Raw genomic sequence first — 25,592 nt, 5'->3', positions numbered from 1 at the left:
CGAAGGCCGGCTCAAAACCGGCGTAGGCCTTGGTGACCAAGGCGTCGATGGCTGACATTTGCGGGTCGGCGCAGATCGCCCTTTCGGCGGGCAACCGCGCCTTTCGGCAATCGAAGGACGGGCCGTCCGCCCGCGCCAAGCCGGACGTCCCTACGATCGAAGCGGTCACAAGTAGGGCGCTCGCGCAGGTGTGAAGCCGCATGTTCTCCTCAGGCCGCTTGTTTCGACGATCGACTCTATGCCGAATGCAGGCCCCGCGGAATGGCAGAGGGGCAAGCGACCGCGGCCTATTTGGGCTCGCCGGTCACCGGGTCGTAGGTGATTTGGACCTTGGCCTTGTCGGTGGTGTAGTAGGTGATGGTGTAGCCGTCGCTATCCCAGTCGACCTCCTTCACATAGCGGAAGTCGGTGCGCTGCTCGACCTTGGCGACGATCTCCGAGAGTTTCTTGGCATTTTGCGGGGGCAGTGGCTGGTCGTCCGCCGCAAGGGCCGATCCGCCGGCAAGGAAGGCCGCGATACCGGTTGCTAAAACAACAGTGCGCATGAGAGCCCTCAAATCGCGTATTTGGCCAGGTTTCATATGCGCCTGGGTGCCGTCAGAAACCAGCACGCAGGCACCTTGGTTCCGTAGCGTGAAAATAACGCCTTGTGAAGCGTCTGGCTCGACGTGGCGATGTTCGGCTGGCAGCAGCCAAATTCGGCATTGTGTGACGAAAAAAGAAGGTGTGATTTCAACGGGTAACGGCACGATGCGGATGTGTCTTCCGACATAGTGAATGACTAACCATGCGCCGGCTCGCCACATTAGCTGTTCGTGGTAGAGCTTTCGGCAAGACCCTGATAGAATTCTGGTCATAACAGGGTGGCAATGGCGCGCCGGACCTGCCGGGGGATATCCATCGGCAGACGTTGACGCGTTTCTTTTGAGCGGAGGTCGCCCGTTCTGGACTGCAAGCGGGGACTGGGGGCTCGATCATGGCTGAACGGAATTACACCCGTCAGCTTGCGACAATCATTTCAATCGACGCCGTTGGATTCTCGAGGCTGATGGGCATCGACGATGAGCTCGCCGTCGCCGCGTTCGAGGAGAGGCGCGACATCATCGCCGGCAGCTGCGGCGCATTTGGCGGGCGCACGTTCGGCGATGCCGGCGACAGCATCATGGCCGAATTCGGCAACCCGATCGAAGCCTTGCGGGCGGCCTTCGATTTCCAAGCGCGGATCGCGGCGCTGAACGCGGCAGTTGCCGAGAACATGCGCATGCCGTTTCGCGCCGGAATCAACACCGGCGACGTGATTGTCCGCGAAGGCCGTCTTTACGGCGACGACGTGAACATCGCCGCCCGGCTCCAGGAATTCGCGCCGCATGACGGTGTCGCCATCTCGGCCACGACCTGGCACCATGTGAAGGACAAGACAGCGGCGGTCTTCACCGATCTCGGCGAGTTCAGCCTGAAGAACATCGCCCTGCCGGTGCGGGTGCTGATCGCGGGCCGCGGCGGCAACGGGCCTGCCACGCCGGCCTCCTTCACTTCCATCCCCACCGCGTCCGGCCATTACAGGCCGACCGCCAAGGGCCCCCCTGCAATCGCCGTGCTGCCGTTCCAGGGCAACGGAAGCGAACCCGATGTCGGCTATATGGCCGACGGTATCGCCGAGGACATCATATACGGCCTTTCCAACACGCGCTGGCTTTCGGTCATCGCCAAGGGATCCAGCTTCCAGTTTCGTGACGACAGCCTGGGCACAAGGCTCATCGGCAATGCGCTTGGGGCCCGCTACATCGTCAGCGGCACGTTGGCGCGCTACGACAGGCATATCCGCCTCAACGCATCGCTCAGCGACACGTCGAACGGGCGCCTGGTCTGGTCGCAACGCTTCGACCGCGACCTGGTGGACATCTTCAGCCTGCGCGATCAGATCGGCAGCGAGATCGTTTCCATCCTCGACAAGGAGGTCGATCGCGCCGAGCAGGCGCGTACGTTCCAGGTTCCTTGGGAAAGCCTCGAAACCTGGCAGCTGGTCAGGCGCGGCCGTTGGCACATGAACAGGCGCACGCGCCGTGATACCGACATAGCGCTGGATTTCTTCGACAGAGCCTACCGGGACGATCCGAACTCGAGTGCCGTGCTGAACGAGCTCGCATGGTGGTATTTCTGGCGGGCATGGCTGCGTTTCGGCGACAGCGACGATCTCGAGAAAGTCGAGACGCTTGCGCGCAAGGCGCTGCTGATGGACAGCCTCGACGCGCGTCCGCATGCCTATCTCGGCGCGGCCGACATCATGCGCGGCCTGCCGGCATTGGCGGCCGAGCACCTTGCCGAGGCGATCCACATCAATCCGAGCTTCGCCTTCGCCCGCTCGGCCATGGGCAGCGCGCATCTTTTGCTTGGCGACGCGGCCGGCGCGATCCCGTTCTTCCTCGATACCGAGCGGTTGAGCCCGTTCGACCTCTATCGCTTCCACAATCTGGGCGAACTTGCCGCCGCTTATTGCTTCGTCGAGGACTGGCCGGCCGCGATCGCCACAGCCGAGCGTTCGCTCAACCTGTCGCCAGGTTACTTCTACGCCCGGTTCCTGAAGATAGGCGCCCTGACGAGAAGCGGCAGGCATGACGAGGCAGAGCGCGAGCTTGCGATTTTCATGACCAGGCATCCTGATTTTTCCGAGCAGAGGATACGCTGGATACCGTTCGTGGACCCGTCCCGGAACAATTTCCTGATTGCCAATTTCGATCGGGCCAAGGCAGCCGCATGATTGCCGGGCCGACAACAGACCACTGTGAACGAATTCACATACGCCGGACCGATGCAAACCTAGGCCAGACGGTGACGGCATCGCATTGACGTGGACGGCCGGGGGGCTTGAACGCGCATGATCACATTGAAGTACTTCGCCGCTGTCCGGGCCGCCCAGAAGAGCCAGCGTCCCGTCGCCGAGATGCCGCCCTTCGACATCTATCGACTGCGTTCCAAGGGCGGCATTGCCTCGCGCATCGCCGCCTTTCTGCTCGGCGATCCGCGCTGGCTGCTGGCGCTGCTGCGCCGCTTCTGGCCGAATCTCGGCTTCGGCAATTTCCTACTCGTCACCAAGGGCGCGGATGTGCGCGACATATTGGAGCGCGGCGACGAGTTCGAGACGCCTTACGGGCCGGAAATGGCCGAGCTGGCGAGGGGCTCGAATTTCATCCTCGGCATGCAGGACGGCGCCGCGTACCGGCAGATGAAATCGGCCGTGCTGAGCGCGTTCCCGCCGGCCGAGGTCGAAGCCACCGTCAGGCCGATTGCCGAGCGCCATTCGCGCGACATCATGACCCGCGCCAGCCCCGGCTTCGACGCCGTCGCAGGGTTGATGAAGATCGTGCCGGTGCGCATCTGCCGAGACTATTTCGGCCTTCAGATCGACGATGAGACCGAATTCGCCGACTGGTCGATCGCGCTCAGCGCGCTGTTCTTTTCCGATCCGACGGCAAATCCCGCCACGCGCCAGCTTGCCGTGGTCGGCGGCGATCGCCTGATCAAGGTTATCGACCGCTCGATCGCCGCGGTCAGGGAAAGGACGGGCAAGGATGACAGGCCGCTGGCTCGCCTCGTCGCGCTGATGGACCAGGGGCGCCTGTCGCTGGCCGATATTCATTCCATCATGCTCGGCATGGTCGCCGGCTTCGTGCCGACCAATGTGCTCGCCGGCAGCAATTGCCTGGATGTGATCCTGTCGCGAGCCGACGCGCGGCACGCCGTGGATGAAGCTCTCGGCGCCGGCGATACCGGCAAGCTCGACCGGGCGATCATGGAAGCCATGCGCTTCAAGCCGATCTGGATCGGACCCTGGCGCTACACTAGGCGTGACGCGGTCATCGGCAAGGGCACCCGCCGCGAGCGCGTGGTCAAAGCCGGAACGGTCGTCATGCCGGCGACGCTTTCGGCGATGTTCGATCCGGAGATCGTGCAACGGCCGAACGAGTTCGATACCTCGCGTCCGCATCGCGACTACATGGTGTTCGGTTACGGCATCCATTTGTGCATCGGCGCCGAAATCGCCCGCATTCAGATCGGTGAATGCATCCGCGCCCTGTTCAGCAAGCCGAAGCTGACCCGCGCCCGGGGCAGAGCCGGCAAGATGGTCAATGTCGGCGCCTACCCGGCAAGCCTCAAGGTCGATTTCGAGCGCTCGCCGCTTTGCCGCACCGCCGAGCAGTCGATGGTGACGGTGGTCTGCCCGATCACCCGACCAATGCCGCTCGATGCGGTGCGCGACAAGGTCGCGGATCTCGGCAATCCGGCGATCGGCGAGCTCAGCGCCGCGCTCGACAAGGTCGGCACCATCCATTTCACCAGCCTGGCCGTCGCTCCGACGGGGAAGGACGAGAAAACGGGGGCCGAGACCGGCGCGCTGGTGTTGGAAATCTCCGGCGACGGCAGCACCGACGATGTCGTTGCCGCCATGGCACACGCGATCGGTCACCGGCTGCGGCCAATCTTCAGGGATGTCTGCGGCCTTCCGGATGGTGGTTCGCTGGAAGACTTCCTGAAGAGGAAGCACATCGAGATATCGCCATCCTTCGGCAGCGCCGCCGGGCTGGTTTTCTCCGGCACGCCGGGGCATTCCGTGCGCCGTATCCTGGCCGAGGCACGGCTCGCCGACAGCGTGCGCGAGATCGTCGAAAAGCCGCGCGCAGGCAGCGGCAATGCGATGGATGTGCTTGGCGAGGCGCGCCGCCATGTCCGCTGCCTCGGGCAATTCGGCTGGGCGTTCGAGCCCGCTGAAAGCCTGCTGGAAAGGCCGCCCGGCCACTGGTCGCGCGCCCTGACGACGACGCTGCTGACGCCGGCCATGTTCGCCACCGTCGCGATCGTCGTTCTGGCCTTCTGGCGCATGACTTATGTGCTCGTATTCGGAAACCCGCATGGGGTTACCTTCACCAACATCGCGATTGCGGGCACCTCGCTTCTGCTTTCGGTCCTCGGCCTGCTGGCCATTTTCGCCCTGTTCGTCGGGCTTTGCTTCCTGGCGTTGCGGCGGCTTGAGGACAAGGACCAGCCGGCGAGTACCCCTGTCGAGATCGGCGCGCTTGAAAAGATCCTCGCCCATGAGGACCACACCGCGCAGAACAATCTGACGGCGATCTCGACGATGAAGGCGGGCATCTTGCGGCGGCTGGCGCTGCGGCTCTCCTTCTACCTGATTTCGATATCGGCGCAGAAGGTGTTCAGGCCAGGCTTCCTCGCCACCATCAACACCATTCATTTCGCCCGCTGGGTGCTGTTGCCCGGCACCAACAGGCTGGTGTTCTTCTCCAATTATGGAGGCAGTTGGGAAAGCTATCTCGAGGACTTCATCGCCAAGGCCTCGGCCGGGCTGACCGGTGTGTGGAGCAACACCGACGGCTATCCGCGCACGCGCTGGCTGTTCCTGGACGGCGCGCGCGACGGTGATCGCTTCAAGCGCTGGGCGCGGCGCCAGCAGGTGCCGACGCTGTTCTGGTACACCGCCTATCCGCACCTCAACACCACGCGTATCCGCATCAACTCCAGGATCAGGCGCGGCATCGCCTCGGCTACCGGCAACGAGGCGCGCGACTGGCTGAGCCTTTTCGGTTCCCTGCCGCGTCCGCAAGCGCAGCCGGCTGATGCCAGGAGCCTGCCGGAGCCTCCGTTCTCGCCCCTCGAAGAGCTGGAATCCGGGGAGATCCAGTCGATCTTCTTCGGGCCGTTCGGCGCGCTCGGCGACGCGCATATGCTTGCGATCCAGGTGCCGGACGGCCTGCCGGCGGCGAAGCGCAAGGCGTGGCTCGACTTCGTCATAGGCAAAACCAGCTTCGGCGACGGGGTGCCCACGGGCCGCGCCATGACCGTGGCGTTCGGCCCCAACGGACTGCGCCGGCTGGGGCTCGAAGGCGGCGTCGACGACGAACCGCTGGACACGTTCCCGGTCGCCTTCCGGGAAGGCATGGGTACGCCCGAGCGCAGCCGCATCCTTAACGACACTGGCCCAGACGCGCCCGACAAATGGCAGTGGGGGTCGTCCGCCAAGCCCGTCGATGCCGCCATCATCTGCTATGCCGAGACGCCGGCCTTGCTGAAGGCAGAGATCACGGCCATGAAGCGACAGACGGCAGGCGCCGGGATGTCGGTGACCGCCGAACTGCCGCTGAAGGTGCGGCGCGAAGGCAAGCGGGCTGTCGAGCATTTCGGCTTCGCCGATGGCATCTCGCAACCGATCGTTCGGGGTACGGCGCGCGCCGCCAAGGGAGCCGCGCCCATGCATCTCATCGCGCCGGGCGAATTCCTGTTCGGTTACCGCGACGAGCATGGCTTCTACCCGTCTTCGCCCTCAGTCGAAGCAGCGCTGGATCGCGCCGGCATCCTGTCGCAGGTGCGACGCAACCGCCAGATACCCGGGCAGCCGCCTCCGCCGCGTGATTTTGGCCGCAACGGCACGTTCCTCGTCATGCGCCAGTTCGAGCAGCATGTCGAATTGTTCGACGATTATTGCAGGCGGGCTGCCCTGCAGGCCGCCGGCGAGACGGGCGATGCGGCCATCACGCCGCTCTGGGTGGCGGCAAAGATGCTCGGCCGTTGGCAGGACGGCAGCTCGCTGGTGCGCAATCCGAACGGACGGCCGGGCCGCGGCGTCGACAATGATTTCGCGCTCGGCGCCGAGGATCCGCAGGGGCACGCTTGCCCGCTCGGCTCCCACATACGCCGTTCCAACCCGCGCGATTCGCTCGGCGAGGACCGCGAGACGCAGATCAGGATCGGCAAGCGCCATCGCATCCTGCGCGTCGGTCGCACCTATGAGAAGAAGGGCAAAGGCGGGAAGACCGAGAAGGGACTGCTCTTCATGTGCCTCAACGCCGATATCGAGCGCCAGTACGAGTTCATCCAGCAGACCTGGGTCTCGTCGAATTCGTTCCAGGGGCTTGTCGGGGAGACGGATCCGACGATCGGGGCACGGGGCGGCGGCGGCCGGTTCTCGATTCCATCCTGGGAAAAGGTCACCGTGCTCAAGGATGTGCCTCAGTTCGTCACCACGAAAGGCGGCGGCTATTTCTTCATGCCGAGCCGCTCGGCGCTGCGCTACCTGATCTCGCGGTTGTGATCGGGGCGCTTAGCCGGGTCGTCGTCTCCCGGATGCAGCTGACGGAGAACTGCGGCGAGGCCGCAGGCCGTCTCGCTCAGTCGTCGTCCTGCGACTCGGCGATCTGGTGCAGCGCGGCGGCGTTGGTGATGCGCAAGCCGCCGCGCTTGATGGCGATCATCTGCCGGTTGCGCCAGTCGTTGAGGGTCTTGTTGACGGACTCGCGGGTCGCGCCGAGGAATTCGCCGAGCTCGGATTGTGAAATCGGAATCCAACCCGTGGAGTCGGCCATGACGCTGCTCAGGAACACCAGCCGCTTCGCCAGCCGTGCCTCGATGCCGAAAAAGGCCTGGTCGCCCAACTCGCCGCTGACCCAGCGCAGCCGCGTGCACAGCAATTCGATCATCGCTCGTGCGAGAGACGGGTTTTTCTCAATGCGGTCAAAGAGTTGTGTCCGGCTCAGCGAAACCAGCTCGCATGCCGTGAGACAGCTGGCGGTGGCCGTGCGCGGGCGTCCGTCCAGTGCCCCGATCTCGCCGACAAGACTGCGCGACAGCTCGATATTGGCCACCAGCTTCTGCCCACCCGGCGAATAGATCGAAATCTCGACCGTGCCGCTCATAACACCATAGATGCGGTCGGACGCATCCTCCTGGACGAACAGGTGCTGGCCGGCGGCGTAGCGCTCGAGCTTACAGCCGCTGAACAACAGATCGAACTGGCGCGGATCAATGCGCGCCAGGCGCGGCAGGTTGCTGTCGTCCGCGCCGTTTGTGGCCATGATACGATTCCGTCTCTCGTTAGACGGAAATTGTAGGATAAGTGCGTGCTCGATCAAAGCGTCGTCTCCTTCTACGGTGGCTCTCCGCATTCGGCGGGTGGCTGACAGACATTCGAATGTCATGCCCGACACGTCGAACCGGATAAGCCGGCAAACTGCAAGGAGACCGGGCGCACTGGCGGTTACGGACCGATCCTTCGAGAACGCCGTCCGCGCGCTTGGGTGGGAGGTACCCAGCGCGCAGACAGCAAATCTGAAAATGGCTAGGTGATCAAAATTCCTTCCTGCGAAACCGCATAGATTCCGGAAACAGCCTTTGGACCTCGTAAGTCAGTCAGGTCCTTGGTGCCTCCGTTGCCATATCTGCGCGCAAACCCTGGCTGACGTATGTGAAGGTGGTCACAGATGCGCGCACCGAGCCGATTGCGAAAAATCGAAAACCGCTCTATGGAGCGAGCGGCTGAATGAGGGCGGCCAGTCAACACATTGCACAAGGTCGCCCCATGCCCGATGCCTTCTCTCGCGTCATCGCCTTCCTTGCCGTGGTCATGGCCCTGCTGTTTGCCGGGCTGCACTTCCACCAAGGCCATATCGTCGCCACGCTGTATTTCATGACCGGCGCCGTCTTGGTGACGGCCGTGACGCGCATGAATGTGAGGAGAGGGTTGATTTAGGCGCCTGCGGCATTCGTGTTCGGCCGCAAGTTTGACGGCCGGCGCGCCATTACGACGGCAGTTCTCAAGGATTACCTGGAAGCTAAATCATCTAACCATTTCGGGAGGTTAGATGGTGGGCGATGCAGGGATTGAACCTGCGACCCCACCCGTGTGAAGGGTGTGCTCTCCCGCTGAGCTAATCGCCCGCCTGTGGCCCGAAGGCCGAAGCGAGCCGCGATATAAGGGAGGCGGGTGCGCGAAGTCAAGGCGATGTGCCGAGGTTATTCCGCGGTTTGATTTCCCTGATTTTCTGTCGGCGCGATTTGGGGCCGGCTCAGCGAGCCGCGGCGATCAGGCGCTCGGCCAGCTCCGGCGTCAGCGTGTCGAAATGCGAGATCACCAGCGTCGGCTCGAATTCGCGCACATGGCGGTCGGTGTAGCCGAAATCGACCGCCACTACCGGAATGCCGGCCGCCTTGGCGGTGTCGATGTCGGTCTGCGAATCGCCGACCATCAGGGCGTTGTTCGGATCGCCGCCTGCCAGCCGGATCGTCTCGGTGAGGTGGCGCGGGTCGGGCTTGCGAAAGGCAAACGTGTCCTGGCCGCAGATCGCGCCGAAATAGTCCGACATGCCAAGCGCGCCGATCAGCGCCACGGAATTGGCTTCATATTTGTTGGTGCAGACCGCCATCAGGTAGCCGGCGGCCTGAAAATGGTCGAGCGCCGCGATCACGCCGGGGTAGGGGCGTGACTTGCCGGGAATGTTGAGCGTGTAGTGGTCGAGGAAGAGCTTCAGCAGCCGGTCGTGCTCTTCGGCCACCAGCGCCTTGTTCTGCGCGGCATGCGCGCGTTCGATCATGACGCGGCCGCCATGGCCGACGAAGCGCCTGAAACCGGCTTCATCGACAGCGGCCAGATCGCTTGCCGCCAGGCTGTGATTGAGGCTGTCGAGCAGGTCCGGCGCCGTGTCGACCAACGTACCGTCGAGGTCGAAGACAATGATCGGGCGGGTCATGGGCGGTCCTGCGAAATTCTCGTTGCTGCAGCCGATACAGGCTGGCCTGAGTTCAAGCAAGGAGCCTCGATCGGTCCACAGAGCCTTTGATGAGGGAGCCTTTGACGGGACAGGCAAAAGTGCTAGGAGGCGCGCGAAACCGGCGAAATCGAGGCTCCGCATGGATGCAAGGCAGTTGAAGGTCGAGGCCGCGCGGGCAGCGCTCGCCCATGTCGACAGCGGCATGCGGCTTGGCATCGGCACCGGCACCACCGCGGAAGAGTTCGTGCGGCTGCTGGCCGAGAAGGTCGCCACCGGCCTGAAGGTCATCGGCGTGCCGACCTCGGAACGCACCGCCGCGCTTTGCCGCGAGCTCGGCGTGCCGCTGTCGACGCTCGACGAGACGCCCGAACTCGACCTCACCATCGACGGCGCCGACGAGGTCGATCCCGACCTGACGCTGATCAAGGGCGGCGGCGGCGCGCTGCTGCGCGAAAAGATCGTCGCCGCGGCTTCCCAGCGCATGATCGTCATCGCCGACAAGTCCAAGATGGTCGAAACTCTCGGCCGCTTCCCGCTGCCGATCGAGGTCAACAAATTCGGCCTGCGCGCCACCGAGATCGCGATTGGCGCGGCCGCTGCCGGCCTCGGCCTTTCCGGCCCGGTGACATTGAGGATGACGGGGGACCAGCCATTTGTTACAGACGGCGGCCACTTTATCCTCGATGCATCTTTTGGCCGCATTCCGGATACAAGAGCGCTTTCGAATGCTCTCTTCGCCATTCCAGGCGTCGTCGAGCACGGTCTTTTCATCGGGCTGGCGTCAACGGCCATCATCGCCGGCGGCGACGGTATCCAAACCGTCCATGCCGCCCGAAAACCAGGGAGTTCTATCGACCATGATGTTGCATAAACGAGTTCGCCGCCTTTCGATGCTTCTGGCGGCCTCGGCCGTCCTTGCTCTGTCCGCGCCGGTGTTCGCGCAGGATGTCAGCGAATCGCACCTGAAGGCCGCGCGCGCGGCCGTCGCCGCGATCCATGCCACGGACTCGTTCGACAACATCCTGCCGCAGGCGGCTGCCGCGCTGGAGTCGCAGCTCATCCAGAAGAACCCCGACATGCAGGAGCTGATCGGCAAGACCGTGACCGAGAAGGCGCTCGGCTTGGCCTCAAGGCGCGCCGACCTCGAAAAGGAGGCAGCGCTTGCCTACGCCAAGGTGTTCTCCGAGAAGGACCTCAACGATATCGCCACCTTCTACAGTTCCGATGCCGGCAAGAAGCTGCTGGACAGCGGCCCCGCCGTGACGCGCGACCTCGTGAAGGCCGCCGACATCTGGCAGAACGGCGTTGCCCGCGATCTCGCCCAGCAGGTCGGCGAGACGCTTGCCGCCGCCGCCAAGGCCGCGGCGCCGGCAGCGCCTGCTCCGGACGCCACCGCGCCCGCCGACAATTCGGCTCCGGCCGACGGATCGGCGCCGGCCGACAATTCCGCGAACTGATCGGCCTCGGATCGGCCGATCGCCGCTGGACCACAAAGCCCGGGTTTGCCCGGGCTTTTCTTTTGCCGTTTTGCAGCCTACCTGTGACCCGTCTTTCTCATCCCCAGGAGCCCATCGCGATGGCCGGTTATGACTATGATCTGTTCGTCATCGGCGGCGGCTCCGGTGGGGTCAGGGCGGCCCGGGTGGCGGCGGCTCTCGGCAAGCGCGTCGCCATCGCCGAGGAATACCGATATGGCGGCACCTGCGTCATCCGCGGCTGCGTGCCGAAGAAGCTCTACGTCTACGCCTCGCAATTTCCCGAACATTTTGCCGATGCCGCCGGCTATGGCTGGACGGTGCCCGAGGCAAGCTTCGACTGGCCGACGCTGGTCGCCAACAAGGACAAGGAGATCTCACGGCTCGAGGCGATCTACAAGCAGAACGTCGAGGGCGCGGGCGGCGAGACCTTTCACTCGCGCGCCGTGCTGGTCGATCCGCACAGCGTCTATCTGCAAGCCGAGGACCGCACCGTCAGCGCTGACCAGATCCTGATCGCCACCGGCGGCAGGCCGGCGCCGCATCCGGCGCTGTCGGGCCACGAATACTGCATCTTCTCCAACGAGGCCTTCGATCTCAAGGAACTGCCAAAGGCGATCATGATCGAGGGCGGCGGCTACATCGCCGTCGAGTTCGCCAACATTTTCCATGGCTTGGGCGTGGAAACCACGCTTGTGTATCGCGGTCAGGAAATCCTCAGCCGCTTCGACATGGATCTGCGCCGCTCGCTGCATGAGACCATGGAGAAGAAGGGGATCAAGATCGTCTGCCCCGCGGTGTCGGAATGGGTGCGCAAAACGCCTGAGGGCAGGCTGGATGTGCTGCTGTCTTCCGGCCAGACCCTGACGGTCGACCAGGTTATGCTGGCGATCGGGCGTATTCCCAACACCGAGAATATGGGCCTGGAAGGCGTTGGCGTCGAACTCAGCAAGACGGGCGCGATCGTCGTCGACAAATATTCGCGCACCAACCTCGACAACATCTGGGCGATCGGCGACGTCACCCATCGCGTGCAACTGACGCCGGTCGCGATCCACGAGGCGATGTGCTTCATCGAGACCGCCTTCAAGGGCAATCCGACCTCGCCGGACCACGACACCATTCCGACTGCTGTGTTCTCCCAGCCGGAGATCGGCACGGTCGGCCTTTCGGAAGACGACGCGATCAAGCGCTTCCCCGACGTCGAGATCTATCGCGCGTCCTTCCGTCCGATGCGGCACACGTTGTCGGGGCGCGACGAGAAGATGCTGATGAAGCTGGTGGTTGACGGATCGACAAGGAAGGTGCTCGGCGCCCATATCCTCGGGCCGGATGCCGGCGAGATGGCGCAGCTTCTCGGCATCCCGCTGAAGGCGGGGCTTACCAAGGACGATTTCGACCGCACCATGGCCGTACATCCGACCGCGGCCGAGGAGCTGGTGACGATGTACAAGCCGAGCTATCGTGTGAGGAACGGCGAACGGGTCTGATCGCCGCGTGGGCAGCCGCCGGCGATGCCAGCCCCTGCCAGCATGGCGCTAGATCGTTTCACCGTTTCCCGGAAACGGTGAAACGATCTACCTCTTTGTTTTGTCGCAATTTCCAGGCGGAAAACCGCTCACACCTTTCCTGAAATTGCTCTAAAGCAGCGTGCCGCGCAGGATCACCAGCGCCACCGAGAAGTAGATCACCAGCCCGGTGACGTCGACCAGCGTGGCGACGAAGGGTGCAGAGGCGCTCGCCGGGTCGAAGCCGATACGCTTCAGCGCGAAGGGCAGCATCGATCCCGACAGCGAGCCGAAGGTGACGATGCCGATCAGCGCCGCGCCCACCGTCGCGGCGATCAGCATCCAGTGCGGACCGTAGTCGTAGAAGCCGAAATACTGCCACAGCGCGATGCGGCAGATGCCGACGAGGCCGAGGATCGAGCCGAGGACGACGCCGGTCGGCAGCTCGCGTAGCGCCACCCGCCACCAGTCGCGCAGGCCGATCTCGCGCAGCGCCAGCGCGCGGATGACGAGCGAGGTCGCCTGCGAGCCGGAATTGCCGCCGGAGCTCATGATCAGAGGGATGAACAGCGTCAGCACGATCGCCTTCTCCAGCTCGCCCTCGTAGCCCTGCATGGCGTTGGCCGTCAGCATCTCGCTGAGGAACAGCGCGCAGAGCCAGCCGGCGCGCTTCTGGATCATGGCGAGGAAGCCCATCTTCATATAGGGCTCGTCCAACGCCTCCATGCCGCCGAAACGATGCACGTCCTCGGTCGTCTCCTCGATCATCGTGTCGATGATGTCGTCGACGGTGACGATGCCGAGGATCCTGCCGTGGTCCACCACCGGCAAGGCGAGCAGGTCGTATTTGGAGATGGTCTGCGCCAGGTTCTCGCGATCGGTGAGCGGCGTCACCGTCACCGGCATACGATCAGGCGCCACCGACAGGATCGAATCCTCCGGGTTGCCCGTGATCAACCGGCGCAACCCGGTCGAACGCAAAAGGAGCTGCGTCTGCGGATCGACGATGTAGATAGCGTAGATGGTTTCGCGCGTGCGCTCTACCTTGCGGATGTAGTCGAGCGTGCGGCCGACGGTCCAATCCGAAGGCACGCTGACGAATTCCGTCGTCATGATCGATGCGGCGCTGCCTTCCGGATAACCGAGGATGGACAGCAGCGTCGCGCGCAGCGGCGGGGCAAGCGCGCCGAGCAGCTCCGAGCGGGCCGGTTCATCCAGCTCGCGCAGAATGTCGGCCGCGCGGTCGACGGACATGGCGGTCAAAAGCTTGCTCGCCTTGGCGCGTGGCAGGGCTTCCGCGAGTTCCGGAGCGCTTTCGAGTTCCGGCTGATCGAAAATCTCGACCAGCCGCTCGAATGGAACCGCGCAGAGCAGCTCGATGGCCGTCTCGCGGGGTTCGCGATTGAGGGCTTCGACGACGTCGGCGACGTGATCGTTGGCAAGAACACGGGCGACGGCGACTGCTTCGTCGTCCAGTACGGGTGCGAATTCGTTCATTGGCTCACTCCTTGCCGTCCGGCAGGACGCGAGCCAATCAGGTCACGTCAAGGCGGACGGCGGTTGCGTTCGACTGTGACTGTCGCCAGGCATGGCGGGTTGACCTTTCTGCTCGCGGGGTTCGAGTTTGAGTTTGGCGAGCGGGCGCAACATAGGAGCGGTTTTTGCCGAGTCAATCGCGAAGGGCGCTGAAAATGGATGCGAGAGGCCGGATCGCGAGACTGTGATCGAGGACAACTCAAGCCGGGCCACGGCCGCCGGCCAAAGGCTTGGTATGACTGCTATTTCTGCTTCAGCCGGCGGAAGCGCAGCCATTTGTCCTCAGTCGGTCGCGGCGGCTGGGCGAGGATGGTGGTGAGCTCGCGCGGCAGGCTGGGAACGAGCGGCTTCTTGGTGGCGACGCCGTCGGCGATCGCAACCACGCTATGATAGAATTCCTCGCCGGCAAGCGAGCGCGGTGGCACCGCTTCGTGCATGACGCTGATGACGGTGACGTTCGGACAATTGTCCTTGATCGCCTGGTGGAAGGCGATCTTACCGTCGGGGTCGAGCGCGCCGGTCGCCTCGTCGAGGAAGAGAAGTCCGGGCTGCTGCAGGATGATGCGCGCGACCACCAGCTTCTGCTTCTGGCCGCCGGACAGCACCTGATCCCAGATCTTGCCTTCGCGGCTCTCGTCGGCGAGATGCTCGATGAAGTCGCCGAGACCGGCCTTGTGCAGGGCGGATGCTACCTGCGTGTCGCCATGGTCGTTCTCTGATCCCGGCAGGCAGACGAGTTGCTTCAGCGAAACCTGCTGCAGCTTGACCTCCTGGGCAGCATAGAAATTCGTCACGCCTTCCGGGAAGACGATGGTGCCGCGGCCATAAGGCCACAGGCCATTGATCGCCTTGATGAGAGAAGTCTTGCCGCAGCCGGACTCGCCCTTGAGGAAGGTCCATTCGCCGCGGCGGAAACGGAGGTTCGCAGCGCTGAGGAAAGGTGTGGCGTCCTCGCCCTGATGGGCCAGCTCCAGCTTCTGGATGGTGAGACCGAACACCGGATTCTGGGTTGCGTAGCTGAAGTCGGAGCGGCCGGTCTGCTGGTAGAATTCCTGCGGCTGCTGCACGCTCTCGATGGCATTGGCCAGCTCGGTCACGCGCTGAGCATTGGCCCGCAAGGTGGCGATGTCCGGCATCACACGAATGAGCCACGAACACTGGCCAATCAATTGATTGAGCATCTCGGCACCCGTCACATAGCCCTTCAGGTCAAGCTTGTTGTGAATGAAGGAGACCAGACCCGGCGCATAGGCGATGATGCGAAAACCCATGAAATTGTGGATCGCCTCGAAGGAAGCGTAACAGACCGTGACGATATTGAACCGCGCCCAGGTCCGATCGATGTCGCTGTAGAGCCGGTTGTGCATGGTCTTCTGCACATCTTCTCCGCGCGAAGCCGCGACATGGAAACTGCGGCGCAGAAAGGTGGTCAATTCACCGCGATAGCTGCCCTCGGCCTGTTGCAGCCGCACATTCAATCTCTCCAGCGCCTTTCCGAGCTTTACGGCGATCCAGGTGTTGATTGGCACGTAGGTGGCGATAGCCAAGAGCGAAAGAACGGCTGTGCCGTAGCCACCCAGGAACTCCAATCCGGTGACCTCTACCGAACTTTGGATAAGGTTCTCGCCGATAAAATAAAGCGACGTGGCGACGCCGAGCACGCCCATTGCAAGGCCGATCGCGCCGCCGGTCATGGCCTTCATCGATTCCTGGATACGCTGGTCGATATTGTCTGGCGCTGCGGTACCGGTGCTCGGCGACCCGTGCTGCGCGTGGAAGTGCGTGTGGTTGCCATCGAGCAGCGCTTCGTTGAACTGGCTGTTCAACCAACCGCGCCATTTGCGATGCAAGGTCGCCGACACCAGACTTCTCGCACCTGCGATGCCGGCATCCTTGAGCACGAAGAGCACCATCACCAGACCTGCATTGGTCAGCAGCGTCTTGAGCGGCGCGGTGTTGGCGGCGTCATGGTAGAAATTGACCGAATTGGTCAACTCACCCAGCATCAGGGCCAGCCAAACGCCGGTCTTGCTGAGCAGTGTTGTCAGGGCCGCGATGACGAGGGTGAGTGTCCAGGCTTCCTTCCACCGGTCGGAGAACCAGTAGGCTCGCATCAGCCCCCAGAATGTACGCATCGACGATACCGGCGTCAGGGACGAGGTCTTTGCCTCGCTGGATGTTTGCTCCGGTACTGTACGTCGCGGTCTACCGACCCCAGTCACGATCCCGCCCAAACCTTTCTAGTTTTGTTACACAGGGTAACACCAATTGATCATTTTCCATTAATTTTCTGCCGGGGAATGTGAACAGGGTTACCCGCCGTGGCGCGAAGGCAACAGAAAGCCAATGCCGCAAGATCATTCATCGCGCTGATTTCGGCTTTTATCCCAGTGCGTTAAGTGCAATTGAGCCAACGGACGGAAAGCTTCCCTTAGGGAAGCAAAAAACACGGGTTTGTGATCGAAAAAGAGGTGCCGATCAGCCGCAATGGCTACTGTGCGATGACCGGAATGCCCGAAAATTTACCGTCGGTGAGCTCTTCGGGCTTGCCCGATTCGTCTTTCCCCGAGGCGCTGAAATGACCGGAGATAGTCTTTGCGGCTGCGTCGTACTTCTCGATCACGATCTCACCGGTGACAAACCGGACATGGCCGACCATGGCGCCGGAATCGAGGATGTTGAAGTTGGCGCTGTTGGCGGGGGAGCCCGTCTTGAGCGGATAGCCGCCGGCAAGGTCGTTCGGATCCTTCAGCTCGAGCATCGAATTGAAGGTCATGGTCGGCGACCCCTGTTCTGTACCCGACAAGTTCAGCATCGGCTTGCCGCCCATCTGCATCGTCTGGGCCAAGGTGAAGGACGCCGTCCAGGGCTTGCCTTCGAAGGTCGCCGACATGACGGCTTCCTCGGCGGACACGCGCTGTAATGTCAGCGGAAGCCCAAGGGCGAGAGGCAAGCACAACAGCAGCAATGCGCGACGCCTGACCGCCATTCGGTGCCCCTTCAAATCAGCTGAACCCTTGGCGGTTCTAGCTCAGGGCGGCGTGCAAGGCGATTCACCAGAACGTGTTCGGCGGCGGGACAGGATTTGACAACGGCGCCCTCCCGGGTCGAACCTGTCCGCGACGGTTTATGTCGAAGGGGGATGACATGCCTGCACGGAGAGTTGCTGTCGCGCTGCTCGGCATTTTCACCTGTCTGTCGGTGGCGCATGCCGGCAGCCAGAGCATTCCGGCCAGCGCCGAAGGCCAGGTCGAGTTCAACACGCCATCCGGCAATATCGGTTGCATCTACACGCCGAAGGGGGGAACCGGCACCTACCAGCCGCAGGATGGCGGCCCGGAGCTTTCCTGTTCACGCGTCGAGCCGAGCTACGTCACGGTGATTTTGGGACCCAAAGGGCCGGCGACACTGATCAAGAATCCCGGCGAGCAGGGTTGTTGCAGCGATGTGACCAAGCTCGGCTACGGCAACAGCTGGAGCCAGGGGCCGTTTTCCTGCCAGTCGTCGACGAAGGGACTGAGCTGCACGGGCAGCAATGGCCACGGATTCTTCCTGAGCAAGGCCAAGGTATCCGCGAAGTAGGGGCGTAATTCCAAGCGGAACCGCGCACAAGGAACGCTCAACCCGCGGCAGTTTCCAACTCGGCCCGGGCCTTGAGCTGGGCGACCTGGCGGATCGCGTCGGCAAGCGTGTCGGCATCCTGCGCGCCCATGACGGCATATTTGCCTTCGAGCAGGAAGCAGGGCACGCCAGTGATGCCCATGCGCGAAGCGGTGGCGATCTCGTTGCGGACGGCCTCGACGTCGGCGTCGGTCGGCAGCAGCGTCTCGACCACTGATGCATCCATGCCGGCGTCGCCGGCAGCCTTCACCAGCACGGCATGGTCGCCGATGTTGACGCCTTCCTCGAAATTCAGCTGGAAGAGGCGGCGCACCAGCCGGTTCTGCACATCCTCGCCCGCGGCGCCCGCCCAGCGGATGACGCGATGAGCGTCCAGCGTGCTGGCCGCGACCTTGATGGCGCCAAATGCGAAATGGATCCCCTCGGCTTCGCCAAGCGGTTCTATGCGCGCGTGGATCTGTTGAATGCGTTCCTCGCTGCCGAACTTGTCGAGCATGTATTGGCGGCGATCCATGCCTCCAGGCGGGATGGTCGGATCGAGCTGGAACGGCCGCCAGCGGACATGCACGTCGACGTCCGCCGTGGCAATGGCCTTATCCAGGCGCTTCTGGCCGATGAAGCACCAGGGGCAGACGACGTCGGAGACAACATCGACGGTGATGGAGTTCTCGGCGCTCATGCTCGTCTCCTGTTTGGTCTCGATTGGGGCTGGGCTTGCATCAGTTGGGCTTTCGCCACCAGGTCGGCAGCTGATAGCCGAATATGGGGGTCTTTTGCGGATGTTCCAGATAGCTCCAGTAAGCAAGCCATTGCTGGGTGTTGTATTGCATCGGCACGATATAGTTGCCTGAGATCAGCAGCCGGTCGAGGACACGGACAGCAGCGACGTAGTCTTCCTTGGTACGGGCATTCAGCATGGCATCGATCGCGGCGTCGATTGCGGGATCGGCGACGCCGGCGAGATTGAAGGACCCTTCGGTCTTCGCAGCGACCGATCCCCAGCGGCCGAGCTGCTCGCTGCCGGGCGACAGGGAGTTGCTGAAGCCGCTTGTGCCGATCAGCACCTCGAAGTCGTAACGCTGCTTGCGCGACTGGATCTGGTCGCCGTCGAGCGTGCGGATGCCGACGTCGATGCCGATCTTCTCCAGCGTGCGCTGGTAGATGGCCGCCAGCCGCTCTTCGTCCTGCGATGAGGTCAGGATCTCGAAGCCAAAAGGGTTTCTCTGCGGGTCGACCATCCTGCCGTCCTGCACGCGGAAGCCGGCGCCTTTCAGCAATTCGAAGGCCGCCTTGAGCACCTTGCGGTCCTGGCCTGAACCATCCGTCACGGGCGGGCGCCAGGTGCCGTCCATGACATCGGCAGGCACCCGGCCGGGGTAGGGCGCAAGCAGCGCCTTTTCGCGATCGTCGGCCGGGTGGCCGAGCGCGGACAGCTCGGAGTTCTGCCAATAGCTCATGGTGCGGTTGAACTTGCCGCCGAACAGGTTCTTGTTCGCCCATTCGAAGTCGTAAAGCATGCCGAGCGCGCGCCGCACGATCGGATTGGCGAATTTCGGCAGCCGGGTGTTGAACAGGAAGCCCGTCACCACCGGGGGAATGCCGGTGTTGAAATATTCCTCCTTCACATCGCCCCTTCGGAAGGCCGGAAAGTCGATGTCGCGCTCGCGCTTGACCGGATCCGTCTCGTCATCGAGGGCGCAGATGCCTTTCTTGAACGCCTCCGTCTTGGCATTGGCGTTGAGAAAATACTCGATGGTGACCTGGTCGAAATTGTCGAAGCCGCGCTTGGACGGGACGTCCTTGCCCCAGTAATCAGGATTGCGCTTGAAGACGATGCGCTGCCCCGGCAGCACCTTGTCCACGGTGTAGGGTCCGCTGCCGATCAGCGGCTTCAGCGTGGTCTTGTCGAACGTCTCCTTGTCGAAGGCGTGCTTGGGGACGATGGGCGTCAGCGCCACGATCAGCGGGAATTCGCGATTGGCCTTGTCGTTGAAGGTGAATTTCACGCTGTGCTCGCCGGTCTTCTCCAGCTTGGCGATCATGCTCATGCGGTCGCTGTAGGGCGGGCGGCCCTTGTCCTTGAAAACGTCATAGGTGAACAGCACGTCCTCCGGCGTCACCGGCTGACCGTCCGACCATTTTGCTTTCGGGTTGAGATGGAACTCGATCGACTTGCGGTCCGGATCCATGTCGGCGCTGTCGGCAAGCAGGCCGTAGAGGCTGAAAGGCTCGTCATAGTTGCGCTGCATCAGCGGCTCGAAGACGAGATTGCCATACACCGTATCGATCATGCCGCGCGCGGTAGTGCGCAGGCTTTTCAGGATGAAGGGGTTGAGGTTGTCGAAGGAGCCGACGACGCAATAGGTGACGCTTCCGCCTTTCGGCGCGTCCGGGTTGACGTAGTCGAAATGCTGGTAGTCGGGCGGCAGCGCCGGCTCGCCCTGCATGGCTATGCCGTGCTTCGGCTCCGACTGCGCCGGAAGGAGCAAAAGAGCCAGAAACGAGGTCGCGGCGATCAATTGGACGAGAACGCGGTCCATGACCGTCTCCTTGCCGGGCGGCTTTGTGATTCGCCATGCACCGTAGAGCATTTCGCCATCCGATTGAATCGGCGCGCCAACTGGAGGCGGGTTCAGCCGCTCCACCGCCGATCGATGCCCGCTCCTGGGGACAAGGAACCACGAAGAAATCGCGGAAACCGGGCTGGATTCGACGCCGCTGGCAGTGTAACACGCGCTCCGAAGTCATCCTGTTGCCTCATTTGGGCAACAGGTAGCTGGACCACACGGCACGAAGAAGCCGGTCCCCGGGATCATTTGAGAGGAAAGTGCACCATATGACGATCAACGCGTACCGCCTTTCGGTGCTGGCCGCAGGCGTGGTCGGCGTTCTGGGCGCCGGGCTTTTCACCGCCTCGGCTCAACAACAGCCGCAGATCCCGCAGGGCTGGTTCAAGGCCTGCACCAAGCAGGAAGACGTCGACATCTGCAATGTGCAGAACATCGTCACCGCCGGCAACGGCCAGCTCGTCACCGGCGTCAGCCTGATCGAGCTCAAGGGCAAGGTGAACCGCAAGGTCTTCCAGGTCACGGTCCCGACCGGCCGCCTCGTGCCTCCCGGCATCGGCCTGCAGATCGATGGCGGCAAAGCGCAGAAGCTTGACTATGTGATCTGCTTCCCGGATCGTTGCGTCGCCGAAGTGCCGCTGACGGACCAACTCGTGGCGTCTTTCAAGAAGGGTCAGGCGATCTCGCTGACCTCGATCAACTTCCAGAACCAGCCGAACCCGATCAAGATCGCGCTCACCGGCTTCAGCGGCGCTTATGACGGCCCGCCGCTGCAGCAGTCGGATATCGAGGACCGGCAGAAGAAGCTGCAGGACTTCGTTGCCAAGAACAACCAGGATTTCGCCAAGAAGCTCAAGGACGAGCAGGACAAGGCCAAGACCGCGAACTGATCGCGCAATCGTGTTTCTCGGACAAAAAAGCGGGGCATTCGCCCCGCTTTTTTGTTAACTCAAGGCCACTGCATTCAATGCTTCGAATGGCGCTTCGGCTCGTAGCGGCCGTCCGGCAGCTTGTCGAACATCTCGCCGATCTGCGGATGCCGCACCGGCTCGCCCGACCGGTCCTCGAGCAGGTTCTGCTCGGACACATAGGCGATGTACTCGGTCTCCGAATTTTCCGCCAGAAGATGGTAGAAAGGCTGGTCCTTGCGCGGACGCACGTCGGCCGGAATGGCCTCGTACCATTCATCGGTGTTGGCGAATTCGGGGTCGACGTCGAAGATCACGCCGCGGAACGGAAACATCCTGTGGCGAACCACTTGCCCGATCGAGAATTTGGCCGTTTTCATCGCACTCACCACTCAGGTTCCGAGGCGCCTTTCGTGGCCGCGCACAGGGCGCCTAAGACCTTGAATTTACACGTCACGAAGCCAAAAATCGACCCCGACTTTCGGCTTGGGCCTATTTGGCGCAGGCGCTGCCGCAATTCAATAGCCGCGGTCCGTGCTGCAAGCCACGGATGGGCTGCGCGTAAGGTTTCGCGGGCGGCGTCGAAAAACGCGGCAAGTAGCCTCTAACGCCCGGCCGGTTTGCGCAGGCCGCCGGCAATGGCGCGAAAGCCGCTGCCCGGCCGCAATCCCTCGCGCATGAAGAAAGCCCGCAGCGGCGCGAAGCTGCCCAGCGCATTGAGGCCGGCACTGCGCGCCAGCTGTGCGGGCAGCATGTCGGACAGCAGCGACATGTTGAGCAGGTTCACCGCGCCGCTGCGCGCCCATATGTCGGGCCGGCGCCTGGTGTCATAGGCGGCAAGACTCCTGCTCGCCCCCGGATAGTCGCGGTTTTCACTGGCGATTCCAATCAGATCGTCGATGTCCCTGATGCCGAGGTTGAGCCCTTGGGCGCCGATTGGCGGAAACACATGCGCCGCCTCGCCGACGAGCGCGACGCGATTTTGCGCGAACCGGGCGGGCGAAGCCGCCGACAAAGGATAGATTTGGCGACCCGGCTCGACCGAGACCCGGCCAAGCATCGATTGCATCTGCTGCTCGATACGCTCCGACAGGGTTGCATCATCAAGCGCGGCAAGCTCTTGCGCCTTCTCCGGCTTCACGACCCAGACAAGGCTCGAGCGCCTGCCGGGCAGCGGCACCTGGGTGAATGGGCCTGTTTCGGTATGGAATTCGGTCGAAACGAAGCCGTGGTCGCTGCGGTGGCCGAAATTGAGGACAAGCGCCGATTGCGGATAAGGCCGCGCGAAAGCGCGAATGCCGGCGGCTTCCCGCGCGGGAGACAGGCGCCCGTCGGCGGCGACCGCCAGGGATGCCGACACCCCGGTGCCGTCGGCCAGCCTCGCATGGGCATGGTCGGCGTCGAGGCTCCAGGATTCGACCGTGGATTTCAGCCAATGAATGCCGTCATGAGCCGAAGCCGCCTTGGCGAGGACCGGAACAAGGGCATTGTTCGGCAGATTGAGGCCGAACTGTTCCTCGCCAATCTCGCTGGCGCGGAAGGTCACGGTTGGGCTGCGGATCAGTCGCCTTGTGGCGTCGACGATGCGCATCACCTTGAGCGCTGCCGCCTGAGGCTTGAGTTCGGCAAGTACCCCCAGCCGATCGAGCACTTTCAGGGCCGGATTCATGAGCGCCGTGGTGCGGCCATCGGTGGTGTTGGCCTCGGGACCGACCAGCGTCACCTCAAAGCCAGCCTGGGCAAAGCCGAGCGCCGCGATCAAGCCGGCCGGACCGCTGCCGGCAACCAGAATGCGGGCCTTGTCGTTATGCTCCACGTTAGGCTTCCACGATGAGAGGCGACCCGTCGGGCCTTAATCTAGGATATAGGTCAGACCAGCCGGCTTGATCAACGCGGCGATTCAGCCCATTCGACTGCCATGAGCGGCGAGCAGCACGATTTCAGCCATCTCGACCGCGCCGGCCGCGCGACGGCGGGCGTGGCGCGCAGTCCGCGCTTTGTGGTCACGCTCATGGTGGGCGTCGCCATTGTCCTTGCATGGTTGCTTCTCGGGGCGATGGCGATCCGCGGCGCTGAAGGCAGCCTTGCCGGCAGGCCCGGCGATATGCTGCTGAAGAATCTCCCGAGCCTGCCTTTGCCGGACTTTCTCGAGCGGTTCTTCGCTCTCTGCCTTGCGCCAGCGCAGCTTGCCGGCCCGGCCGGCCTGCAAGCGCCGGCGCTTGTGCTGATGTGGTTCCTGATGGCGGTGGCCACGATGCTGCCTTCGGCCGCGCCGCTGATCCGCACCTATTGCGAAATTGCCGACACGGCGAGGATCAAGGGCGAGCCGGTTGTTCATCCGCTGGCGCTCGTTGCCGGATACCTCACCACATGGCTTGGCGCGTCCGTGGCTTTCGCCGCGCTGACGCTCGCAGTCTACGCTTTTGCCGGTTCCGGCCGGATCCTCGATCCCGCAGTCGGTATTGCCGGCGCCGCGGCGCTGCTTGTTGCAGGCCTTTATCAATTCAGCGGCCTCAAACAGGCGTGCCTCGAAAAATGCCGCAACCCGTTCTCGATCCTGTTCGCCAATTGGAGCGCGAAACCAAGCCGAATCTTCCGGCTTGGACTGGAGCAGGGCGTCTGGTGCCTCGGCTGCTGCTGGGCGCTGATGCTGGTGATGTTCGCCGTCGGCGCGACGAACGTCTTCTGGATGGCGCTGATCGGCCTGTTCACCCTGATCGAAAAACAGACCGCCGGCAGGGTGGCCAGCCGGGTTGCCGGTACGATACTGCTTGTGTGGGCGGTAGCCCTGCTATTAGTTTCGGCGTAAGGGGAGAATTCGATGACCGACCAAAGCTGGGCGATGAAAGGGGAGCTGGTACTCTCCTGCAATTGCACGGTTTTCTGTCCCTGCGTGCTGTCGCTCGGCAGCCATCCGCCAACCGAGGGTTACTGCCAGACCTGGGCCGGCTTCCGCATCGATGCGGGCCATTTCGGCGAAGTCGACCTTTCGGGTCTCAATCTCGGCCTGATCATGGAAATCCCCGGCTATATGAGCCGCGGCAACTGGACCGCCGGCCTGTTCATCGACAATCGGGCGTCGGTCTATGCGGTCAAGGCGCTGACCAAGATATTCACCGGCAAGGCGGGCGGCACCACCTCGCTGCTGTCGATCCTTGTCGGAAAATTCCTCGGCGTCGAGCAGGTGCCGATCACCTACGAGACGCGCGACAGGACGCGCGTCTTCCAGATACCGCGGATTATCGATGGCGCGGTGACGCCGATCCCCGGCAAGGACCGCGAGAAGGACACGGTGATCACCAATTCCGAATATTGGATCGCGCCGGAAATCATCGTGGCGAAGTCCGACAAGAGCAAGATGCGCGCCTTCGGCCGCAACTGGAATTTTGCCGGCCGCTCGGCCGAAATCTGCAAGCTGGACTGGCGGGGACCGTGAGCAAAAACACAACGGCCAGGAAAGCGGCGAAGAAGATCGCGCAGCGGATCCCGTTGCCGAAGAAGAAGGTGACGTGGCCGCAGGCGCGCGCGTTCTCCGTGCACTTGCTCACCGCGTCGGGATCGTTCCTGGCCTTTCTGTCGCTGGTGGCGGCCAGCGAGGAACGCTGGACGGCAATGTTCTGGTGGCTCGGGTTGGCACTGTTCGTCGACGGCATCGACGGGCCGATCGCCCGCAAGCTCGAGGTCAAGGAAATCCTGCCGACATGGTCGGGAGAACTCCTCGACAACATCATCGACTATGTCACCTACGTGCTCATCCCGGCCTTCGCACTCTATCAGCGCGGCTTCATGGGCGAGAATCTCTCTTTCCTGTCGGCGGCCATCATCGTCGTTTCCAGCGCGATCTACTATGCCGACACCGGCATGAAGACGAAGGAGAACTTCTTCAAAGGATTCCCGGTCGTCTGGAACATGGTGGTGTTCACGCTCTTCGTCATCGAGCCGGGGCAATGGGTATCGTTCGCCGTGGTGGTGGTTGCCGGCATTTTGACCTTCCTGCCGATCAACTTCATCCATCCGGTGCGCGTCGTGCGGCTGCGGCCGGTCAATCTCGGCATGACGCTCTTGTGGTGCGCCTTCGGCGCGCTGGCGCTGGCGCAGGCAGCGCTTGCCGCCTTCTACGACAAGATCGGCGTGCTGGGAGAACAGGTCAGCGACTTCACCAAGATCGGCATCACGATCACCGGCCTCTATCTCGCCTGCATTGGGGGCGTCATGCAGATGTTTCCCAATCTGGGCGCCAGAAAACCCTGATCCTGGATCAGGATATTTTTGGTCGAATGGTCATCCTGACCTAGCTGTGAGCTTTCAGGAGGTTGTCCATTCGGCCCCGACCGAGAAAGCTGAGGTTGTCGAAGCTTCAGTGATTCCCGGAGGACCGAATGAACATCCACAAGAATGCCCGTCTAACGCCGCTGCGTCGAGA

At 63.0% G+C, this 25,592-nt stretch carries 22 protein-coding genes and 1 tRNA gene; 12 read left to right on the top strand and 11 right to left on the bottom strand.

Annotated elements, in window-relative coordinates; genetic code table 11:
* The first annotated feature begins 29 nt into the window (after window positions 1-29).
* A complete protein-coding gene (locus EN852_RS42555; protein ID WP_246694423.1) occupies window positions 30-194 on the top strand; it encodes a hypothetical protein in 165 nt (54 codons plus the stop codon).
* A gap of 93 nt (window positions 195-287) precedes the next feature.
* Here the strand turns inward: EN852_RS42555 and EN852_RS27315 are convergent, their stop codons facing one another.
* On the bottom strand, window positions 288-545 hold the full coding sequence (locus EN852_RS27315) for a PepSY domain-containing protein (protein ID WP_095818037.1): 258 nt from the start codon (window positions 543-545) through the stop codon (window positions 288-290).
* 431 nt (window positions 546-976) lie between these two features.
* On the opposite strand from EN852_RS27315, the gene EN852_RS27310 reads away from it, so the two are divergent.
* Entirely contained in the window at window positions 977-2,758 is a 1,782-nt protein-coding gene (locus tag EN852_RS27310) for an adenylate/guanylate cyclase domain-containing protein (RefSeq protein WP_127878647.1), read from the top strand.
* Between the two features lie 117 nt (window positions 2,759-2,875).
* Window positions 2,876-7,102 carry a cytochrome P450 gene (locus tag EN852_RS27305; protein WP_127878645.1) on the top strand — a complete coding sequence of 1,409 codons (4,227 nt, stop codon included), beginning with the start codon at window positions 2,876-2,878 and terminating at the stop codon, window positions 7,100-7,102.
* Between the two features lie 76 nt (window positions 7,103-7,178).
* Here the strand turns inward: EN852_RS27305 and EN852_RS27300 are convergent, their stop codons facing one another.
* Window positions 7,179-7,862, bottom strand: a complete 684-nt coding sequence (locus EN852_RS27300) for a Crp/Fnr family transcriptional regulator (RefSeq protein WP_127868075.1) — start codon at window positions 7,860-7,862, stop codon at window positions 7,179-7,181.
* A gap of 503 nt (window positions 7,863-8,365) precedes the next feature.
* Between EN852_RS27300 and EN852_RS41035 the strand changes: the two genes are divergently transcribed.
* Window positions 8,366-8,536 carry a hypothetical protein gene (locus EN852_RS41035; RefSeq protein ID WP_189401309.1) on the top strand — a complete coding sequence of 57 codons (171 nt, stop codon included), beginning with the start codon at window positions 8,366-8,368 and terminating at the stop codon, window positions 8,534-8,536.
* A 113-nt stretch (window positions 8,537-8,649) separates the two neighbouring features.
* Here EN852_RS41035 and EN852_RS27295 read toward each other — a convergent pair.
* Window positions 8,650-8,724: transfer RNA gene (locus EN852_RS27295), tRNA-Val, on the bottom strand.
* 128 nt (window positions 8,725-8,852) lie between these two features.
* Window positions 8,853-9,533, bottom strand: a complete 681-nt coding sequence (locus EN852_RS27290; RefSeq protein ID WP_127868074.1) for a phosphoglycolate phosphatase — start codon at window positions 9,531-9,533, stop codon at window positions 8,853-8,855.
* Between the two features lie 160 nt (window positions 9,534-9,693).
* Between EN852_RS27290 and rpiA the strand changes: the two genes are divergently transcribed.
* From rpiA to gor, 3 genes are all read left to right on the top strand, one after another.
* The gene (gene rpiA, locus EN852_RS27285; protein WP_127868073.1) at window positions 9,694-10,425 is read left to right on the top strand and encodes a ribose-5-phosphate isomerase RpiA; all 732 of its coding nucleotides are present in this window, start codon (window positions 9,694-9,696) and stop codon (window positions 10,423-10,425) included.
* On the top strand, window positions 10,412-11,011 hold the full coding sequence (locus tag EN852_RS27280) for a DUF2059 domain-containing protein (RefSeq protein WP_127868072.1): 600 nt from the start codon (window positions 10,412-10,414) through the stop codon (window positions 11,009-11,011). The genes rpiA and EN852_RS27280 overlap by 14 nt, the downstream gene beginning before the upstream one ends.
* Window positions 11,012-11,130: 119 nt before the next feature.
* On the top strand, window positions 11,131-12,519 hold the full coding sequence (gene gor / locus EN852_RS27275) for a glutathione-disulfide reductase (protein WP_127878643.1): 1,389 nt from the start codon (window positions 11,131-11,133) through the stop codon (window positions 12,517-12,519).
* A 150-nt stretch (window positions 12,520-12,669) separates the two neighbouring features.
* On the opposite strand, the gene mgtE is transcribed toward gor, so the two are convergent.
* The 3 genes from mgtE to EN852_RS27260 all read right to left on the bottom strand — a co-directional run bounded on the left by mgtE (window position 12,670) and on the right by EN852_RS27260 (window position 16,966).
* Window positions 12,670-14,034: a magnesium transporter gene (mgtE, locus tag EN852_RS27270; protein WP_127878641.1), complete on the bottom strand. Its 1,365-nt coding sequence runs from the start codon at window positions 14,032-14,034 to the stop codon at window positions 12,670-12,672.
* A 281-nt stretch (window positions 14,035-14,315) separates the two neighbouring features.
* Window positions 14,316-16,208 (bottom strand): ABC transporter ATP-binding protein/permease, encoded by a 1,893-nt coding sequence (locus tag EN852_RS27265; RefSeq protein ID WP_189546212.1) that lies wholly within the window; start codon window positions 16,206-16,208, stop codon window positions 14,316-14,318.
* Window positions 16,209-16,564: 356 nt separating this feature from the next.
* Window positions 16,565-16,966, bottom strand: coding sequence for a DUF6252 family protein (locus EN852_RS27260; RefSeq protein WP_127878637.1), 402 nt, complete (start codon window positions 16,964-16,966; stop codon window positions 16,565-16,567).
* A 254-nt stretch (window positions 16,967-17,220) separates the two neighbouring features.
* On the opposite strand from EN852_RS27260, the gene EN852_RS27255 reads away from it, so the two are divergent.
* Complete coding sequence (locus tag EN852_RS27255) at window positions 17,221-17,655, top strand: hypothetical protein (protein ID WP_127878635.1); 435 nt, start codon at window positions 17,221-17,223, stop codon at window positions 17,653-17,655.
* Window positions 17,656-17,692: 37 nt separating this feature from the next.
* Here EN852_RS27255 and EN852_RS27250 read toward each other — a convergent pair whose 3' ends face one another.
* Together EN852_RS27250 and EN852_RS27245 are read right to left on the bottom strand one after the other, a co-directional pair.
* Window positions 17,693-18,373, bottom strand: coding sequence for a DsbA family protein (locus EN852_RS27250; protein WP_127878633.1), 681 nt, complete (start codon window positions 18,371-18,373; stop codon window positions 17,693-17,695).
* A gap of 40 nt (window positions 18,374-18,413) precedes the next feature.
* Window positions 18,414-20,234, bottom strand: a complete 1,821-nt coding sequence (locus EN852_RS27245; protein ID WP_127878631.1) for an extracellular solute-binding protein — start codon at window positions 20,232-20,234, stop codon at window positions 18,414-18,416.
* 296 nt (window positions 20,235-20,530) lie between these two features.
* Between EN852_RS27245 and EN852_RS27240 the strand changes: the two genes are divergently transcribed.
* Window positions 20,531-21,151 (top strand): invasion associated locus B family protein, encoded by a 621-nt coding sequence (locus tag EN852_RS27240; RefSeq protein ID WP_127868064.1) that lies wholly within the window; start codon window positions 20,531-20,533, stop codon window positions 21,149-21,151.
* A gap of 74 nt (window positions 21,152-21,225) precedes the next feature.
* Here EN852_RS27240 and hspQ read toward each other — a convergent pair whose 3' ends face one another.
* A complete protein-coding gene (gene hspQ / locus EN852_RS27235; protein WP_189401302.1) occupies window positions 21,226-21,549 on the bottom strand; it encodes a heat shock protein HspQ in 324 nt (107 codons plus the stop codon).
* A gap of 224 nt (window positions 21,550-21,773) precedes the next feature.
* On the bottom strand, window positions 21,774-22,985 hold the full coding sequence (locus EN852_RS27230; protein ID WP_127878629.1) for a UbiH/UbiF family hydroxylase: 1,212 nt from the start codon (window positions 22,983-22,985) through the stop codon (window positions 21,774-21,776).
* Window positions 22,986-23,087: 102 nt separating this feature from the next.
* Between EN852_RS27230 and EN852_RS27225 the strand changes: the two genes are divergently transcribed.
* The 3 genes from EN852_RS27225 to pcsA are packed head-to-tail and all read left to right on the top strand — an operon-like array spanning window position 23,088 to window position 25,420.
* Window positions 23,088-23,978, top strand: coding sequence for a DUF2182 domain-containing protein (locus EN852_RS27225; RefSeq protein WP_127878627.1), 891 nt, complete (start codon window positions 23,088-23,090; stop codon window positions 23,976-23,978).
* A gap of 12 nt (window positions 23,979-23,990) precedes the next feature.
* Window positions 23,991-24,605: a DUF1326 domain-containing protein gene (locus EN852_RS27220; protein ID WP_127878625.1), complete on the top strand. Its 615-nt coding sequence runs from the start codon at window positions 23,991-23,993 to the stop codon at window positions 24,603-24,605.
* Window positions 24,602-25,420, top strand: coding sequence for a phosphatidylcholine synthase (gene pcsA / locus EN852_RS27215; RefSeq protein ID WP_127868060.1), 819 nt, complete (start codon window positions 24,602-24,604; stop codon window positions 25,418-25,420). Before EN852_RS27220 ends, pcsA begins: the two co-directional genes overlap by 4 nt.
* The last annotated feature ends 172 nt before the right edge of the window (window positions 25,421-25,592 follow it).

The sequence above is a fragment of the Mesorhizobium sp. M2E.F.Ca.ET.209.01.1.1 genome (assembly GCF_004010375.2).
Classification (GTDB): Bacteria; Pseudomonadota; Alphaproteobacteria; order Rhizobiales; family Rhizobiaceae; genus Mesorhizobium.
Note: the sequence above shows the minus strand (reverse complement) of the source record. Positions and strands in the feature narration are given on the sequence as shown.